This is a genomic window from Rhodovarius crocodyli (assembly GCF_004005855.1).
Classification (GTDB): Bacteria; Pseudomonadota; Alphaproteobacteria; order Acetobacterales; family Acetobacteraceae; genus Rhodovarius; species Rhodovarius crocodyli.
Window position 1 is genome coordinate 205,707 of the sequence record NZ_SACL01000004.1, and the last position, 15,927, is coordinate 221,633.

At 69.2% G+C, this 15,927-nt stretch carries 13 protein-coding genes; 8 read left to right on the top strand and 5 right to left on the bottom strand.

The genetic code is table 11. The features are described 5' to 3' along the window. Positions 1 to 50: 50 nt before the first annotated feature. The gene (gene lepA / locus EOD42_RS13030) at positions 51 to 1,856 is read right to left on the bottom strand and encodes a translation elongation factor 4 (RefSeq protein ID WP_127787979.1); all 1,806 of its coding nucleotides are present in this window, start codon (positions 1,854 to 1,856) and stop codon (positions 51 to 53) included. Positions 1,857 to 1,944: 88 nt separating this feature from the next. Here lepA and EOD42_RS13035 point away from each other — a divergent pair, with 88 nt between their 5' ends. Next, entirely contained in the window at positions 1,945 to 3,711 is a 1,767-nt protein-coding gene (locus EOD42_RS13035; protein ID WP_127787980.1) for an aminopeptidase P family protein, read from the top strand. Positions 3,712 to 3,721: 10 nt separating this feature from the next. On the opposite strand, the gene EOD42_RS13040 is transcribed toward EOD42_RS13035, so the two are convergent. After that, a complete protein-coding gene (locus tag EOD42_RS13040; protein WP_127787981.1) occupies positions 3,722 to 6,856 on the bottom strand; it encodes an efflux RND transporter permease subunit in 3,135 nt (1,044 codons plus the stop codon). Between the two features lie 12 nt (positions 6,857 to 6,868). Next, positions 6,869 to 8,041, bottom strand: a complete 1,173-nt coding sequence (locus tag EOD42_RS13045) for an efflux RND transporter periplasmic adaptor subunit (RefSeq protein ID WP_127787982.1) — start codon at positions 8,039 to 8,041, stop codon at positions 6,869 to 6,871. A gap of 188 nt (positions 8,042 to 8,229) precedes the next feature. On the opposite strand from EOD42_RS13045, the gene pbpC reads away from it, so the two are divergent. Genes pbpC through EOD42_RS13065 form a run of 4 tightly spaced genes read left to right on the top strand, consistent with a single transcriptional unit; the run spans position 8,230 to position 11,917 of the window. Next, the gene (gene pbpC, locus EOD42_RS13050) at positions 8,230 to 10,134 is read left to right on the top strand and encodes a penicillin-binding protein 1C (RefSeq protein WP_164867918.1); all 1,905 of its coding nucleotides are present in this window, start codon (positions 8,230 to 8,232) and stop codon (positions 10,132 to 10,134) included. Between the two features lie 42 nt (positions 10,135 to 10,176). Further along, positions 10,177 to 10,665 (top strand): YcgN family cysteine cluster protein, encoded by a 489-nt coding sequence (locus tag EOD42_RS13055; protein WP_127787984.1) that lies wholly within the window; start codon positions 10,177 to 10,179, stop codon positions 10,663 to 10,665. Beyond that, positions 10,662 to 11,600, top strand: coding sequence for a dihydrodipicolinate synthase family protein (locus EOD42_RS13060; RefSeq protein WP_127787985.1), 939 nt, complete (start codon positions 10,662 to 10,664; stop codon positions 11,598 to 11,600). Before EOD42_RS13055 ends, EOD42_RS13060 begins: the two co-directional genes overlap by 4 nt. After that, positions 11,600 to 11,917 (top strand): cupin domain-containing protein, encoded by a 318-nt coding sequence (locus tag EOD42_RS13065; RefSeq protein ID WP_127787986.1) that lies wholly within the window; start codon positions 11,600 to 11,602, stop codon positions 11,915 to 11,917. The genes EOD42_RS13060 and EOD42_RS13065 overlap by 1 nt, the downstream gene beginning before the upstream one ends. A 47-nt stretch (positions 11,918 to 11,964) precedes the next feature. Here EOD42_RS13065 and dps read toward each other — a convergent pair whose 3' ends face one another. Both dps and EOD42_RS13075 read right to left on the bottom strand, forming a co-directional pair. Next, positions 11,965 to 12,456, bottom strand: a complete 492-nt coding sequence (gene dps, locus EOD42_RS13070; protein ID WP_127787987.1) for a DNA starvation/stationary phase protection protein Dps — start codon at positions 12,454 to 12,456, stop codon at positions 11,965 to 11,967. Between the two features lie 96 nt (positions 12,457 to 12,552). Further along, positions 12,553 to 13,098 carry a DUF1643 domain-containing protein gene (locus tag EOD42_RS13075; protein ID WP_127787988.1) on the bottom strand — a complete coding sequence of 182 codons (546 nt, stop codon included), beginning with the start codon at positions 13,096 to 13,098 and terminating at the stop codon, positions 12,553 to 12,555. Positions 13,099 to 13,242: 144 nt separating this feature from the next. Between EOD42_RS13075 and EOD42_RS13080 the strand changes: the two genes are divergently transcribed. Genes EOD42_RS13080 through EOD42_RS13090 form a run of 3 tightly spaced genes read left to right on the top strand, consistent with a single transcriptional unit; the run spans position 13,243 to position 15,925 of the window. Then, on the top strand, positions 13,243 to 14,199 hold the full coding sequence (locus EOD42_RS13080; protein WP_240655152.1) for a TRAP transporter substrate-binding protein: 957 nt from the start codon (positions 13,243 to 13,245) through the stop codon (positions 14,197 to 14,199). Continuing rightward, positions 14,199 to 14,663, top strand: coding sequence for a TRAP transporter small permease (locus EOD42_RS13085; RefSeq protein ID WP_127787990.1), 465 nt, complete (start codon positions 14,199 to 14,201; stop codon positions 14,661 to 14,663). Before EOD42_RS13080 ends, EOD42_RS13085 begins: the two co-directional genes overlap by 1 nt. Beyond that, positions 14,660 to 15,925: a TRAP transporter large permease gene (locus EOD42_RS13090; RefSeq protein ID WP_127787991.1), complete on the top strand. Its 1,266-nt coding sequence runs from the start codon at positions 14,660 to 14,662 to the stop codon at positions 15,923 to 15,925. Before EOD42_RS13085 ends, EOD42_RS13090 begins: the two co-directional genes overlap by 4 nt. The last annotated feature ends 2 nt before the right edge of the window (positions 15,926 to 15,927 follow it).

The window sequence follows — 15,927 nt, forward strand, 5'->3', positions numbered from 1 at the left end:
AACCGCTCCTGGATGTCATTTCTGTCATCCAGGGGCGGAACGAGTGGCTCTCAGCTATCCATCTTAAGGGCGGCGATGAAGGCGCTCTGCGGAATCTCAACCTTGCCGAACTGCCGCATGCGCTTCTTGCCTTCCTTCTGCTTGTCCAGAAGCTTGCGCTTGCGGCTGATGTCACCGCCATAGCACTTGGCCGTCACGTCCTTGGACATGGCGCTGATGGTCTCGCGCGCGATCACCCGCCCGCCGATCGCGGCCTGGATGGGGATCTTGAACAGCTGGCGGGGGATCAGCTCCTTCAGCTTCTCGCAGATGGAGCGCCCGCGACGGTCGGCCTGGCTGCGGTGCGCCATGAAGGACAGCGCGTCCACCGGCTCCGCATTCACCAGGATCGAGATCTTCACCAGGTCACCCGGCTCATAGCCGTCCATCTGGTAGTCGAAGCTGGCATAGCCGCGGCTGACCGACTTCAGGCGATCATAGAAGTCGAACACCACCTCGTTCAGCGGCAGGCGGTACACCGCCATGGCGCGCGGCCCGACATAGGTCAGTTCCACCTGCTGGCCCCGGCGCTCGTTGCAGAGCGTCAGGATGTTGCCCAGGTATTCGTCGGGCACGAAGATCGTGGCCTTGATCCAGGGCTCGGAGATGGTCTCGATCAGCGTCGGGTCCGGCATGTCGGCCGGGTTGTGGATGTCTTCCTCGGTGCCGTCGTTGCGCTTCAGCTTGTAGACCACGCTGGGCGCGGTCGCGATCAGGTCGAGGTCGAACTCGCGGCTCAGGCGCTCCTGGATGATCTCCAGGTGCAGCAGGCCGAGGAAGCCGCAGCGATAGCCGAAGCCCAGCGCGGCGGAGGTCTCGGGCTCGAAATGGAAGCTCGCATCGTTCAGGCGCAGCTTGGCCAGGCTGTCGCGCAGCTTCTCATAGTCATCGGCATCGACCGGGTACATGCCGCACCACACCACCGGCACGCTGGGCTTGAAGCCGGCCAGCGCCTCGCTCGCGGGGTTGCGGTCATCGGTCAGCGTGTCGCCCACATTGGTGTCGGCGACGGTTTTGATGGCGGCGGTGAAATAGCCCATCTCGCCCGGGCCCAGGCTCTCGACCGCCGTCATGCGCGGGCTGAACACGCCCACCTGCTCCAGCACATGAACAGAGCCGGAGGACATCATCCGCACCTTCTGGCCCTTGCGCAGATGGCCGTCCTTCACGCGCACCAGCACGATGACGCCCAGATAGGCATCGTACCAGCTGTCGACCAGCAGGGCCTTGGTGGGGCTGTTCGGGTCGCCCTTCGGCGGCGGCAGGCGGGTGACGATGGCCTCCAGCACCAGGTCGATGCCCAGGCCCGTCTTGGCCGAGATCATCACCGCGTCATCGGCCGGGATGCCGATCACGTCCTCGATCTGGGTCTTCACGCGGTCGGGCTCGGCGGCCGGCAGGTCCACCTTGTTCAGCACGGGCACGATCTCATGCCCCGCGTCGATCGCCTGGTAGACGTTGGCCAGCGTCTGCGCCTCGACACCCTGGGAGGCATCGACGACCAGCAGCGAGCCCTCGCAGGCGGCGAGGCTGCGGCTCACCTCATAGGCGAAGTCGACGTGGCCCGGCGTGTCCATCAGGTTGAGGATGTAGGTTTCCCCATCCAGCGCCTTGTAGGTCAGGCGCACGGTCTGCGCCTTGATGGTGATGCCGCGCTCCTTCTCCAGCTCCATGTTGTCGAGGACCTGTTCGGTCATCTCGCGCGCGCTGATGGCGCCCGTGGTCTGGATCAGCCGGTCCGCCAGGGTGGACTTGCCGTGGTCGATATGCGCGATGATGGAGAAGTTGCGGATGCGATCCAGCGGCGTGTCAGGCATAGGGGTTCCGGCACTCGAAAGAATTTGGGCACCACATAGGGCCAAACGGCGGCTTCATGAAGGGCTTTGGCCGGGTTATGCCTTTATCATGACGATTGCCGCCGAACGCCTGGCCGCCCTGCGCGCCGAAATCGCCGCCCTCGGGGTGGATGGCTTCCTGGTTCCGAGGGCCGATGAGTACCTGGGCGAGTATGTGCCGCCCTCCGGCGAGCGGCTGTCCTGGCTGACGGGTTTTACCGGCAGCGCGGGGCTGGCGGTGGTGCTGAAGGACCGCGCCGCGATCTTCACCGACGGCCGCTACACCACCCAGGTGCGGCAGCAGGTGGATGGAAATCTGTATGAATACAGGCACCTGATCGAGGAGCCGGCGCCCGAATGGCTGGCCTCGACCGCACCGGGCGCCCGCATCGGCTATGACCCCTGGCTGCATACCGAGGCGGCGATCAGCCGCTATGCCGGCGTCACCATGGTGCCGCTGCCGCGCAACCCGCTGGATGCGGCGTGGCGCGACCGCCCTGCCCCGCCCGTGGCCCAGGCCCGGGTGCACGGCCCCGAATACGCCGGCAAGGACAGCGCCGCCAAACGCGCCGAGGCCGCCGCCGATCTGAAGAAATCCGGCGAATCCGCCGCCGTGCTGGCCGATCCGCATTCGCTGGCCTGGCTGTTGAACATCCGGGGCGGCGACCTGTCACACACCCCCCTGGCGCTGGGTTTCGCCCTGCTGGGCGATGACGGCGGCGTGCAGGTGTTCATGGACCCGGCCAAGATCGGCCCCGAAGTTCGCGCCCATCTGGGCAATGCGGTCTCCGTTTCCCCGCGTGAGGCGCTGCCGGGCGCGCTGAAGGCGCTGGCCGGCCGGAAGGTGCGGCTGGACCCGGACCTGACGCCGGCCTGGTTCGCCCGCGCGCTGCGCGATGCCGGCGCCCATGTCACGCCTGGCGACGACCCCTGCCGCCTGCCGCGCGCCTGCAAGAACCCGGTGGAGCAGCAGGGCGCCCGCAACGCGCATGAGCGTGACGCGGTGGCCATGGCCCGCTTCCTGGCCTGGTTCGCCCGCGAAGCGCCCCAGGGCCGGCTGACCGAGGTTTCCGCCGCCGAGCAGCTGCTCGCCTTCCGCCGCGAGGTGCCGCTGTTCCAGGCCGAGAGCTTCCCGGCGATCTCGGGCGCCGGGGAGAACGGCGCCGTGGTGCATTACCGCGCCACCGAGGAATCCGACCGCCCGATCAAGCCCGACGAATGCTACCTGATCGATTCAGGCGCCCAGTACCTGGACGGCACGACCGACATCACCCGCACCCTGTTCACCGGGCCGGGCCCCGCGCCGCAGGGGCTGCGGGAACGCTATACCCGCGTGCTGCAGGGCCATATCGCGCTGGCCGTGGCCCGTTTCCCCAAGGGTGTGGCTGGGCCGCATCTGGATGCGCTCGCCCGCCGCCCGTTGTGGGAGGCCGGCCTCGACTACGACCACGGCACCGGCCATGGCGTGGGCAGCTTCCTGTCGGTGCATGAGGGGCCGGTCGCGTTCTCCCGCGCGGCCAAGGTGGTGGCGCTTGCGCCCGGCATGATCCTGTCGGACGAGCCCGGCTATTACCTGCCCGGCGCCTACGGCATCCGCATCGAGAACCTGCTGATGGTGCAGGAGGCCGCGCCCCAGCCGGACCAGGTGAAGCCCTTCCTGGAATTCGAGACCATCACCTTCGCGCCCTATGCGCGGGCGATGATCGAAGTGGCGCTGCTGACGCCTGCCGAGCGTGGCTGGATCGACGCCTATCACGCGCGGGTGCTGGCGCTGCTGGGCGGCAAGCTGGATGCGGCGACCCGGGAATGGGTCGCCGAGGCCTGCGCGCCGCTATAGAAGGGCGTTCTTAGTGCTGCGCCGCCGGTTTCCTGCGGAACATCCCCTTGATCCGCTCGCGGCCGCCCTGGAACACCACATACAGCATCGGGATCATGAAGATGCCGACCGCCGCCGCCGCGATCATGCCGCCGAACACCGGCGTGCCGACCGCGCGGCGTGACAGCATCGCCGCACCCTCCGCCCAGACCAGCGGCACCAGCCCCAGGATGAAGGCGATGGAGGTCATCATCACCGCGCGGAACCGCATGCGGGCGCCGAGCGTCGCGGCCTCTCGCAGCGGCAGGCCTTCCTCGCGGCGCTCCTTGGCGAATTCCACGATCAGGATGCCGTTCTTGGCCGCCAGCGCGATCAGCACCACAAGCCCGATCTGGGCATAGACGTCGAGCGACGCGCCGGCCAGCAGGATGGCCGCGAAGGCCCCCAACCCGCCCACGGCCACCGACAGCAGCACGGGGATGGGAATGGTCCAGCTCTCATACAGCGCGACCAGGAACAGATAGGCGAACAGCACGGCCAGCGCGATGATGATGCCCGTCTGCCCCGCCGCCTGCTTTTCCTGATAGGCCACGTTGGTCCATTCGAAGCCGAAGCCCTGCGGCAGCGAGCGGCGGGAGATCTCCTCCATCGCGGCCAGGGCCGCCCCCGAGGACACCCCCGGCGCCGGAGTGCCGGACAGCTGCACGGAGCGCACATTGTTGTAGCGGCTGATGGTCTGCGCCCCCAGCACCACGCGGGTATCGGCAAAGGCGCGCAGCGGCACCATCTGCCCGCGCGCATTGCGCACCTGGATGCGCCAGATGTCGTTGATGTCGTTGCGGTCGGAGGCCTCGGCCTGGATATTCACCTGCCAGGTGCGGCCGAACAGGTTGAAGTCGTTCACATAATACCCGCCCAGCGTGGCCTGCAGCGAGGTGAACAGGTCCGAGATGCGCACGCCCAGCGCCTGGGCCTTGTCGCGGTCGATATCCAGATACAGGCTCGGCGTGGTGGGCGAGAAGGTGGTGAACACCCCGCGCAGGCGCGGATCCTGGTTGGCCGCCACCATCATGCCGAAGGCGGCACTGCCGAGCTCCGCCGGGTCGCGCCCCTGGTAATCCTGCAACTGGTAGTCGAAGCCCGAGCCCGTACCGAGGCCGATGATGGGCGGGATGTTGAAGGCGAACACATTGGCCGTGCGGATGGCCTGCGCCGCGCCGAACACCCGCCCGATGGCGGCGAACACGCTGTCCTGCGCGGCCTGGCGATCATGGAAGGGCTTCATGCGCGCGACCATGAAAGCCGCGTTGGACTGCGCGCCGCCGTCGATCAGCGAGAAGCCCACGATCGCCAGCATGTTGTCGATGGCGCTGTTCTGGCGAAGGATGGCCTCCACCTGCTCCACCGCCTCGCGCGTGCGGGAAACCGAGGCGCCCTGCGGCAGCTGAAGCTGGATGAAGAACGCGCCCTGATCCTCGGTGGGCAGGAAGCCCTGCGGCGTGCGCTTGCCGATCTCATAGACGCCGTAGCCGATCAGCGCCGTCAGCGGCAGCGCGATGATGGCCAGGCGCAGGATGCGCCGCACGATCCAGGCATAGCCGTCGCGCACCTTGTCGATGCCGTTCATCACATACTTGATGGGCCCGCGCCGGGGCCCGGCATGGCGCAGCACCAGCGCGCACAGCGCGGGAGAGAGCGTGAGCGCATTGGTGGCCGAGATCACCATGGCGACCGAGATCGTCACCGCGAACTCACGGAACAGCACGCCCGCCACGCCCGGGATGAAGGCGACCGGCACGAAGACCGAGAGCAGCACCAGGGTGATGGCGATGATGGGGCCCGTGATCTCGGCCATGGCCTTCTTGGTGGCTTCGGCCGGGGTCAGCTCCGGGTGTTCCTCCAGCACGCGCTCCACATTCTCGACCACCACGATCGCGTCATCGACCACGATGCCGATGGCCAGCACCATGGCCAGCAGGGAGATGGTGTTGGCCGAGAAGCCGATGACCAGCATCACCGCGAAGGTGCCGATCAGCGAGACGGGCACCGCGATGGTGGGGATGATGGTGGCCCGCACGCTGCCCAGGAACAGATAGACGACGATCACCACCAGGATGAACGCCTCCAGCACCGTCTTCAGCACCTCGTAGATGGTGTCGGAGACGAAGGAGGAGGTGTCGTAGAACACGCGGTAGTCCACGCCCGTCGGGAAACGGGTCTTGAGGTCGTCCATGGTGCGGCCGACGGCGGCCGCGACGTTCACGGCATTGGCGCCGGGCGCCAGATAGATGCCCATGGCCACCGTGGGCTGGCCGTTCAGGCGGCTTTCGGTGTCCTCATTGGCGGCGCCGAGTTCGATGCGCGCCACGTCGCGCACGCGCAGGATGGAGCCGTCGGTGTTGGCGCGGATGACGATCTCGCCGAATTCCTCGGGGCTGGCCAGGCGTCCGCGGGTCTGCAGGTTGAACTGGAATTGCTGGTCGTCACCGATCGGGCGCGCGCCGATGCGGCCCACCGCCGCCTGCACATTCTGGCCCTGGATCGCCGCGATCACGTCCGACGGCGCGATGCCGAGGCTGGTCAGCCGGTCGATCTGGAACCAGATGCGCATGGAATAATCCAGCGCGCCGAACAGGAAGACCTGGCCCACGCCCGGCACGCGGGCGAGCGAGTCCACGATGTTGATCGTGGCGTAGTTGGACAGGAACAGCGGGTTGCGCGACCCGTCGGGCGAGAACACCTGCAGGAACTGCAGCACCGAGGACGACTGCTTGCGCACCGTGACGCCGCTGCGCTGCACTTCCTGCGGCAGGCGGGCGAGCGCCGCCTGCACCCGGTTGTTGACGTTGACGGTCGCGATATCCGGGTCGGTGCCCAGGGCGAAGCTGACATTCAGCTGGTAGGTGCCGTCATTGGCGCTGTTGGAGCGCATGTAGAGCATGCGGTCCACGCCGTTCACGGCCGATTCAACCAGCTGCGCGACGGTGGCCTCGACCACGGCGGAGGAAGCGCCCGGATAGCGGGCCGTGACCTGCACCTGCGGCGGCACGATGTCCGGAAACTGAGAGACCGGCAGGCGCGTCAGCGCCAGCAGCCCCGCGATGGTGGTCAGGATCGCGATGACGATCGCGAGCCTGGGGCGATCGACGAAAACGCCGGAGAGCATGGCGCCGCCTCCTCAGCGGGTCGGGGCGCGCGAGGCGCCGGCCGGGGGGGCACCGGGGGGCGCGCTGGCGGGGCCCGGGTTCACCGGCTGCCCGGGGCGCACGCGCTGGATGCCCTCCACGATCACGCTTTCCCCGCCGTCGAGCCCCTGCTCGACCACGGCCATGCCGTCCACGGTGCGGCCCAGGCGGATGGTGCGCCGGGTGGCCGCGTTGTTCTCACCCACGATGAACACATAGAAGCCGCCCTGGTCCTGCAGCACGGCGGAGCGGGGGACCACGACCGACAGCACGGGCTGCACGCCCTCCAGCAGAACGGTCACGAACTGGCCGTCCACCAGGTCACGCGAATCGACCGTGCGGCCCTGCACCTGGCGCAGCGGGTTGGGGATGCTGGCGCGGATCAGCAGCGTGTCGGTGTTGCGGTCCACCTGGGTGTCCAGGAACTCGATGCGGCCGACCTGGGCATAGACGGTGCCGTCGACCAGGCGGATGCGCACCCGCGTGGCATCCAGCCCGCCTCGCGTCTCATAGCGCGCGCGCAGCTCCTGCACCTGCCGCTGAGAGACGTTGAAGGCCACGCGCATCGGGTCCTGCGTGACGATGGTGGCCAGCGGCTCCGTCAGGTTCGGTGAGACGACGTTGCCCGGCGTCAGCACCGACCGGCCGATCTTGCCGGCGACGGGGGCGTTCACCTCGGTATAGGCCAGGTTGATCTCGGCCACGCGCACCTGGGCCTGGGCGCCCAGCACGGCGGCGTTGGCGGTGCGCTCGGACGCCTGGGCGGTGTCCAGCGCGGCCTGGGTGCCGGCGCCGGTCGCCCGCAACTCCCGCGCGCGGGAAAGCGCGACGCGCGCGTTCTCAAGCGTCGCGTTGGCGCTGGCCAGCTGGGCGCGGGCCTGGGACAGCTGCGCCTCGAAGGGCGGGCGCTCGATGCGGTAGAGCGGTGCCCCCTCCTCCACCTCGCTGCCTTCCTGGAACAGGCGCTGCTCCAGGAAGCCCGTCACGCGGGCGCGGATGTCGACGCGGCTCACGGCCTCGACACGGCCCACGAATTCGGAGGATTCGGTCACGGGGCGGCGCTCGGCCGGGGCCACGCCCACGGCCGGCGGACCCTGCGGGCCGAATTGCGCCAGGGCCGGCCCGGAAAGGGCCAGAAAGCTCAGGACAGCAGCGCGCAGCAGCATGGATTTCCTCACTCAAGCCCCGGAACGTGAACGCACAGATCGGTAGTTTCGGTCCCGCGTCAATAACGCTTCCGCGTGAAGCGCCCTGTGGCGGTGGCATGCTACAGAGGGCGGCGTCATTGTTGCCGCAGGATTGCCGTATGGGCTTGGATTAAGCGATGCGCCGGCGCTTCGCCATCATTTCACTGGTGATATTCGCGCTAGCTGGCGCGGCATGGGCACTCGACCGCGCCCTGCCGCCGCCCATGGCCCGCGCGCTGGCGGTGGGCGGAGAACTGACGGACCGCAACGGGCGCACCCTGTCGGTGCTGCCGGCGGCGGGTGGCGTGTGGCGGCTCGCGACCGGGGTGGATGACGTGCCGCCGCATCTGGTGGCCATGCTGGTCGCCGCCGAGGACCGGCGGTTCTGGCACCATCCCGGCGTGGACCCCATCGCGATGGCGCGCGCCGCCGCGCAATGGGCCCGGCGCGGCCATGTGGTCTCGGGCGGGTCCACATTGACCATGCAGGTGGCGCGGCTGCTGGAACCCCGCCCCCGCACCCTGCGCGCCAAGGCCATCGAGACCCTGCGCGCCATTCAGCTCGAATGGCGCTACTCGAAGCGCGAGATCCTGGGCCTGTGGCTCACCCTCGCCCCCCAGGGCGGGAATATCGAGGGCATCCGCGCGGGTTCGCTCGTCTGGTTCGGCCGCCCCTCCCGCCAGCTGGACATGGCGGAGGCCGCGCTGTTGGTGGGCCTGGCCCGCCAGCCCACCCGCAGCCGCCCCGACCGCCACCCCGCCGCCGCGCGCCGCGCCCGCGATTCCGTGCTGTTGAGCCGCGCGGCCCCCGCGGTGTCGGAGCAGGATGCCGACATGGCGCTGGGCGCGCCCCTGCCGCTGCGCCGCCAGCCCCTGCCCCGGCTGGCGCCGCATCTGGCGCGGCAACTGCGCAACGGCCCCACCACGTTGGATGCCGGGCTGCAACGCGCGGTCGAGACCATCCTGACCGAATCCCTGGCCACCCTGCCCGATCGCGCCTCCATCGCCATCATGCTGGCCGAGACCGGGCCGCGCGCCGTCCGGGCGCTGGCGGGCGGTGCCTGGATGGCCCAGAACCGCGCCGGCGCGCTGGACCTTTCGGCGGCCATCCGCTCGCCGGGTTCGGCACTGAAGCCGCTGCTCTATGCGCTGGCCTTCCAGGAGGGGCTGGTCATGCCCGCCACCCTGCTGTCGGACATGCCGCGCAGCTTCGGGTCCTATGCGCCCGAGAATTTCGACCACGGCTTCGCCGGGCAGATCACGGTGGCCGATGCGCTCAGGCAATCCCTGAACCTGCCGGCGGTGTCGCTGCTGGCGCAGCTGGGGCCGGTGCGCTTCGCCGGGCTGCTGAAGGATGCGGGGTTCTCGCCGCGCCTGCCGGCGGGGGCCGACCCCTCCCTGCCGCTGGCCCTGGGCGGGGCGGGCTTCACGCTGCGGGGCATGCTGGGGCTGTATGCCACGCTGGCCGATGGCGGGCGCTCCGCGCCGCTGGCCCTGCGCCCCGGCCCGCGCGCGCAGGCCCGCCAGGTGCTGGAACCCCACGCGGCGCAGCTGGTGGGGGCCATCCTGGCGCAGCCCTTCCCGGCCGGCGGGCCCACCGGCATCGCCTGGAAGACCGGCACCAGCTGGGGCGCGCGGGACGCCTGGGCCATGGGCTTCGATGCCCGGCATGTGGCCGGCGTCTGGGTGGGCCGGCCCGACGGCACGCCCATGCCCGGCGCGACGGGTGCCCGCCTCGCCCTGCCCATCCTGGCGCGGGTGATGGCCCTGGTGCCGCCCGCGCCGCTGGCCCCGCTGCAGGTGCGCGCCCAGGCAGCGCCGCTGGCCGAAGCTCCCGACCGCCTGCGCCTGCTGTTCCCCCCGCCCGGCGCAGTGCTGGAGGATGGCGCCGATCTCGTGATCCGCTCGGCGGGTGGCCAAAGGCCGTTGATCTTCATGGTGGACGGCGCGCCCATCGGCAGCGAGCCCGCCCGGCGCGAGGCCCGCTGGCAGCCCCCGGGCCCCGGCCACTACCGCATCACGGTGCTGGATGCCGAGGGCAGCGCCACCGGCGCCACCATCCGCATTCGCTGAGGGGGAATGGCCCCGAGGCGTCCTGGTCGCTATGTTGCGCCCATGGCAGCAACCGAGCCCTTCTGGCGCACGAAATCCCTTGAGGCGATGACCCGCCCCGAGTGGGAGAGCCTGTGCGACGGCTGCGGCCGCTGCTGCCTGCACAAGCTGCGCGACGACGACACCGGTGAGCTCGCCTTCACCAATGTCGCGTGCCGGCTGCTCGACAGCGCAACGGCCCAGTGCCGCAACTATGCCAAGCGCCAGCGCTTCGTGCCCGACTGCCTGCAGCTGACGCCCGAGCTGGTGCGCGAGATCGACTGGCTGCCGCCCACCTGTGCCTATCGCCTGCTGGCTGAGGGACGGGACCTGCCATCCTGGCACCCGCTGATCTCCGGCCGGGCGGAAACCGTGTTCGAGGCGGCCGTGTCGGTCGCCCATCGCATCGTGCCCGAGCGCGATGCGGGCTCCCTCGAAACCCATGTGGTCCCCTGGCCCGGCCGTTGGCCGAAGCAGGCGGGCCCTCTACCCAAGAAAAGGATACGCCGATGAAGGACGCTCTCTACGGTGGCGTGAACGCCGCGGTGCTGACCGCGATGAATGCCGACCTGTCCATCAACCTGGACGCCATGGCCAAGCACTGCCACTGGCTGCTGGCCAATGGCTGCAACGGCCTGGGCGTGCTGGGCACCACGGGTGAGGCCAACAACTTCGGCCTGCATGAGCGCAAGCAGATCCTGGAAGGACTGGTCGCGCGCGGCGTGCCGGCGGCCAAGATGATGCCGGGCACGGGCTGCCCCTCCATCACCGACACGGTCGAGCTGACCATCCATGCGCGCGAGCTGGGCTGCCGCGGCGTGCTGCTGCTGCCGCCCTTCTACTACAAGGCGCCGTCCGATGACGGGCTGTTCGCGTATTTCTCCGAGGTGGTGAAGCGCGTCGGCGGCGGCATCGCGCTGTACCTGTACCACTTCCCGCAGCAGTCCGCCGTGCCCTTCAGCCTGGACCTGATCGACCGCCTGACCACCGCCTTCCCGGGCGTGATCAAGGGCGTGAAGGACAGCAGCGGCGACTACGCCAACATGAAGGCGATGGTGGACCGCTTCGCGTCGCGCGGCTTCGAGGTCTATTCGGGCAGCGACGAGTTCCTGCAGCAGATCCTGGCCGAGGGTGGCGCGGGCTGCATCACCGCCGCCGGTAACGCCAACAGCCACTGGGGCGGCATCGTCTATGCCAAGCGCACGGGCCCCGAGGCCGATGCGGCCCAGGCCATGCTGACCGCCACCCGCCGCGCCGCGACCTCCGCGCCGCTGATCCCCAACCTGCGCGAAGTCATCGCCCGCAGCAGCGGCGACAAGGGCTGGCTGAACATCCGCCCGCCGCACCTGCCGCTGGCCCCTGCCGCCGCCGAGACCGCCTGGCAGGCCTGGGTCGCGACCGGCGCCATCCCCCTGCCCGGCTTCGCCACCAAGCAGGCGGCCGAGTAATGGCGAGCGAGCCCCTGCGCTGCCGCGCGCCCGCGACCGGCACCATCCAGATCGAGGACGAGCATGTCCGCGTGATGCGCTGGGATTTCGAGCCCGGCTCCGAGACCGGCTACCATCGCCACGGCTGGTATTATGTCGTGACGCCGGTGACGGACGGCACGCTGCTGATCGAGTTCCCGGACGGCAAGACGGCCACGGCCGACCTCAAGGCCGGCGTGTCCTACCAGCGCTTCGCGGGGGTGGAGCACAATGTGGTCAATGCGGGCACCGCCCCGCTCAGCTTCGTGGAGACGGAGCTGAAGGCCCTTCCGGGCTGAACGCCCGCCTGGCACAGAAAAGGGGGGCTTCGGCCCCCCTTCGCATGTCAGCCCTCCAGATGGGCTTCCAGCATCCACAGCGCCTTGTCGAGCGTGCGCGACAGGCCGGTGAACAGGTCCGCCGTGTCGGCATCGCCCGCCTCGGCCGAGGCATCGACGGCCGCGCGCGTGGTCTTGGCGAAGGCCGCGTAGCGCTCGGTCAGCGCCTTCACATGGTCCATGCCGGCGCGCAGCGCGGGGTCATAGGCAGGCAGGCGCGACAGCGCGCCCACTTCCTGCGTCGTGCCGTTGGGCGTGCCGCCCAGCTGGACCACGCGTTCCGCGATGTCGTCGGTCGCCTCGCCCAGCTGGTCGTAGAAGCCCTCGAACAGGGTGTGCAGGGCGGCGAATTGCGGCCCCTTCACCGTCCAATGCGCCATGCGCACGCCGTTGGTCAGGTCGATGATGTCGGCCAGGGCGGCGTTCAGCAGGGTGACGCTGGCGGCCTTGGCGTTGGCGCCGAGATCGTTGGCGACCGGGTGCAGCTTGGGCTTGGCCATGGGATCGATCCTTTCGTTACGTGACGGAAATTGCGCCCGCGCCGGCCGGTTGCCAAGGCGCGTTCGGCTATCGTCACGATACGAAAACCTGATGCCTCAGGGCTTGTACGGAACCGGCACCGCGTCGCGCCGGACATAGAGCGGGTGTTTCGGGCTGCCATCCGCATTCACCGCGAAGCACAGCAGCGGGATGCCCGCCTCGGCCAGCATGGCCGCAATCTGCCGCCCGCGCCCCAGCAACGGCTTGGGCGGCTGCCCCCAGGCGGCAATCACCCGGCCCGCGCGGCGGCTGTGCTCAAGAATCGCCGCATCGGTGCCGGGGCCCACGGGGTCGTCCGTCTCCAGCAGGCGCATCTTGTCGGTGGCGCGATAGGCGAAGGCGTTCAGCATGACCGCCCCGCCGAAACCCCAGTCGCGCGCGCGCGCCATGCAGCCGCGCACCGTGGGGTCGTCCACATTCTCATCCGCCGTGGAGGGGTTCATTCCGATGAAAGCGGCCACGTTGTCGCTGCCGATCGGCCGCCCGTCCCAGCGGCGTTCCAGCCAGGCGCGCCAGCGCCGGCAGGGTGAGAACCCGGCTGCCGACACCACATCGCCGGCCAATGCCAGCCTGACCTTTCCACCCGGATCATGCGCGCTCATCGCGGGGGTTTCGCGGCCGGATGTCTCCAGGTCAAGACTTGATGCCGAAGCCGTTACGGCGCAGTTTATGACAAAATCACCCAATTTGAGGAAACATTCATGCTTTTCCCTCGCCGTTCCCTGTTGGCTGCATCCGCCCTTGCCATGCCCACGCTTGCACAATCCGGCGATGCGCTGGCCCAGGCCCGGCCGACCATCAAGATCGGCTGGACCACGAGCGACGGCGCGCAGGACCCCTATGCGATGGCCGCGCACTACTTCAAGGAAGAGCTGGCCAAGCGCGTGGGCGAGCGCATCGACGTGCAGCTGTTCGCCAACCGCGCGCTGGGCGATGAGCGCCCGCTGCTGGACGGCATGCGCCTGGGCACGGTCGACATGGGCGTGATCACCAACGCCGTCATCGCGCAGGTCGAGCCCGCCTATCAGATCAACGACATGCCTTTCCTGTTCTCCGATGCCGCCGCCGCCCAGCGCGTGCTGGACGGCCAGGTGGGCCAGTCCCTCGCGCAGCGCCTGGCGACCAAGGGCGTGGTCAACCTCGGCTATTGCGAGGGCGGCTTCCGCCAGATGATCAACAACACCCGCCCCATCGTGAACCCGGCGGACCTGCGCGGCGTGAAGTTCCGCGTGCTGCAGAGCCCGATCTATGTCGGCATGTATACCGCCCTCGGCGGCACCGCCGTGCCGATGGCCTGGGGCGAGACCTTCACGGCGGTTCAGCAGGGCGCGATCGACGGGCTCGAGATCCCGCTCGCGGTCATCGACGCCAACAAGTACTACGAGGTCACAAAGTATCTTTCGATGACCAACCACATCTATTCGATGATCGCGCTGCTGATGTCCAAGCGCAGCCACGACCGCCTGGCGCCCGACCTGCGCGCGGCCGTGCAGGAGGCAGGCACCGCGGCCACCGCGCGCCAGCGCACCGCCGCCGCCACCAACGCCCGCGCCCTGGTCGGCAGCCTGGCCCAGCACGGCATGACGGTGAATGAGGTGGCGGACCCCGCCGCCTTCCGCCGCGCGGTGATGCCGATGTACGAGAGCTTCCGCGGCGCCATCGGCGCCGACATCGTGCGGGATGCGCTGGCGGCCGCTGGTTGATGCGGCAAGTGACCGGTGCGCTGGCCTTTGTCCTGAAGGCCAGCCTGGTGCTGGCGGTGCTGGTGATGTTCGCCGCCATCGTGATCCAGGTGGTGATGCGCTACGTCTTCCTGGCGGCGCCGCCCTGGTCCGAGGAACTGGCGGTGCTGATGTTCTCCTGGGCCACGCTCGGCGGGCTGGCGCTCGGCGTGCGCGAGGGGTTCCACGTCGCACTGACCCTGCTGCCCGAGGCCCTGCCCCCTGCCCCGCGCGCGGCCCTCGGCCGCGCCATCGCGTTGTTCGTGGCGGTGCTGTCCGGCTACCTGTTCTGGTCCGGGCTGCGCTTCATGGACATGGCCGGCGGCTCCTTTTCGGCCGCCATGGAGTACCCCACCGAGATCCTGAACGTGATGGCGCCCATCGCGGGCGCGCTGTGCTGCGTCTTCGCGCTTGAACACGCCCTGCTGCCGGAGCGCGAAGCATGAGCGTGACACTTGCATTGACGGCCGGCCTCGGCGCGCTGGCGGTACTCGGTGTTCCCTTCGCCTTCGCCATCATGGGCGTGTCGGCGCTGGCCCTGGTGCTGGCGGATATCGAGCCCGCCTTCCTGGCCCAACAGCTGATCGCGGGCTCCCAGTCCTTCAGCCTTCTGGCCATTCCGCTGTTCATGCTGGCGGGCGAGATCATGTCGGCCGGCGGCATGTCCCAGCGGCTGGTCGAGGCCGCGGGCACGCTGGTGCGCCACCGCACGGGCGGGCTTGCGATGGTGACCGTCATCGCGGCGCTCATCTTCTCGGCCATCTCGGGTTCGGCCCCCGCGACGACCGCCGCGATCGGCGGCATCATGATCCCGGCCATGGTCAGGGCGGGCTATTCGGCGCCCTTTGCCGCCTCCATCGCCGTGTCGGCGGGTGTGCTGGGGCCGCTGATCCCGCCCTCCATCGCCTTCGTGATTTGGGGCATCGTGGCGGAACAGTCGATCGGCAAGCTGTTCCTGTCGGGCGTGGTGCCGGGCTTTGCCATCGCGGCCGGGCTGCTCGTGATCTGCTGGTGGCATGCGCGCCGTCACGGCGTACCAAAGCAGCCCAAGGCGGATTGGGCCGAGATCCGGCGGGCCTTCGTGGCCGGGCGTTGGGCGCTGCTGTCGCCCATCCTGGTGCTGGGCGGCATCTATGGCGGCGTGTTCACGCCCACCGAGGCTGCCGCGATGAGTTGCCTCTACGCGCTGGTGATCGGCCTTCTGGTCGAACGTCGCATCAAGCTGGCCGACCTGTCGGGCATCGTGCTGGGCGCCCTGCGCACCAGCGCCATGGTGACGTCCATCATCGCGGTTTCGACAGGCTTCGGGGTGCTGATCGCGCAGGAGCAGATCGCAACCAGCTTCGCGTCCTGGCTCGCCGACAACATCCAGGAAAAATGGATGGCGCTGGCCGGGCTCAACATCGCCTTCTTCCTGCTGGCGGCGGTGATGGACGAGATCGCGATCATGGTGGTGCTGGGGCCGATGCTGATCGCCATCGCCAACAAGTTCGGCGTGGACCCGATCCATTTCGGGTCCATGATCGTGGTGAACGTGGCGATCGGCATGGCAGCCCCGCCGATCGGCTATTGCCTGTTCGTCGGCATGGCGATCAGCAAGCAGTCGCTGGCCTCGATCACCAGGGCCATCTGGCCGCAGATCATCGTCATGCTGATCGTGCTGATGCTGACGACCTACATCCCCGAATTCGCACTGATGCTCCAGTAACC

Bases quoted from the DNA above. Each gene is read 5' to 3' on its own strand.
- EOD42_RS13045 (WP_127787982.1), bottom strand. From the start codon at position 8,041: ATGCTGCTGCGCGCTGCTGTCCTGAGCTTTCTGGCCCTTTCCGGGCCG.
- lepA (WP_127787979.1), bottom strand. From the start codon at position 1,856: ATGCCTGACACGCCGCTGGATCGCATCCGCAACTTCTCCATCATCGCG.
- EOD42_RS13055 (WP_127787984.1), top strand. From the start codon at position 10,177: ATGGCAGCAACCGAGCCCTTCTGGCGCACGAAATCCCTTGAGGCGATG.
- EOD42_RS13080 (WP_240655152.1), top strand. From the start codon at position 13,243: ATGCCCACGCTTGCACAATCCGGCGATGCGCTGGCCCAGGCCCGGCCG.
- EOD42_RS13065 (WP_127787986.1), top strand. From the start codon at position 11,600: ATGGCGAGCGAGCCCCTGCGCTGCCGCGCGCCCGCGACCGGCACCATC.
- EOD42_RS13085 (WP_127787990.1), top strand. From the start codon at position 14,199: ATGCGGCAAGTGACCGGTGCGCTGGCCTTTGTCCTGAAGGCCAGCCTG.
- EOD42_RS13060 (WP_127787985.1), top strand. From the start codon at position 10,662: ATGAAGGACGCTCTCTACGGTGGCGTGAACGCCGCGGTGCTGACCGCG.
- dps (WP_127787987.1), bottom strand. From the start codon at position 12,456: ATGGCCAAGCCCAAGCTGCACCCGGTCGCCAACGATCTCGGCGCCAAC.
- EOD42_RS13090 (WP_127787991.1), top strand. From the start codon at position 14,660: ATGAGCGTGACACTTGCATTGACGGCCGGCCTCGGCGCGCTGGCGGTA.
- EOD42_RS13035 (WP_127787980.1), top strand. From the start codon at position 1,945: ATGACGATTGCCGCCGAACGCCTGGCCGCCCTGCGCGCCGAAATCGCC.
- EOD42_RS13075 (WP_127787988.1), bottom strand. From the start codon at position 13,098: ATGAGCGCGCATGATCCGGGTGGAAAGGTCAGGCTGGCATTGGCCGGC.
- EOD42_RS13040 (WP_127787981.1), bottom strand. From the start codon at position 6,856: ATGCTCTCCGGCGTTTTCGTCGATCGCCCCAGGCTCGCGATCGTCATC.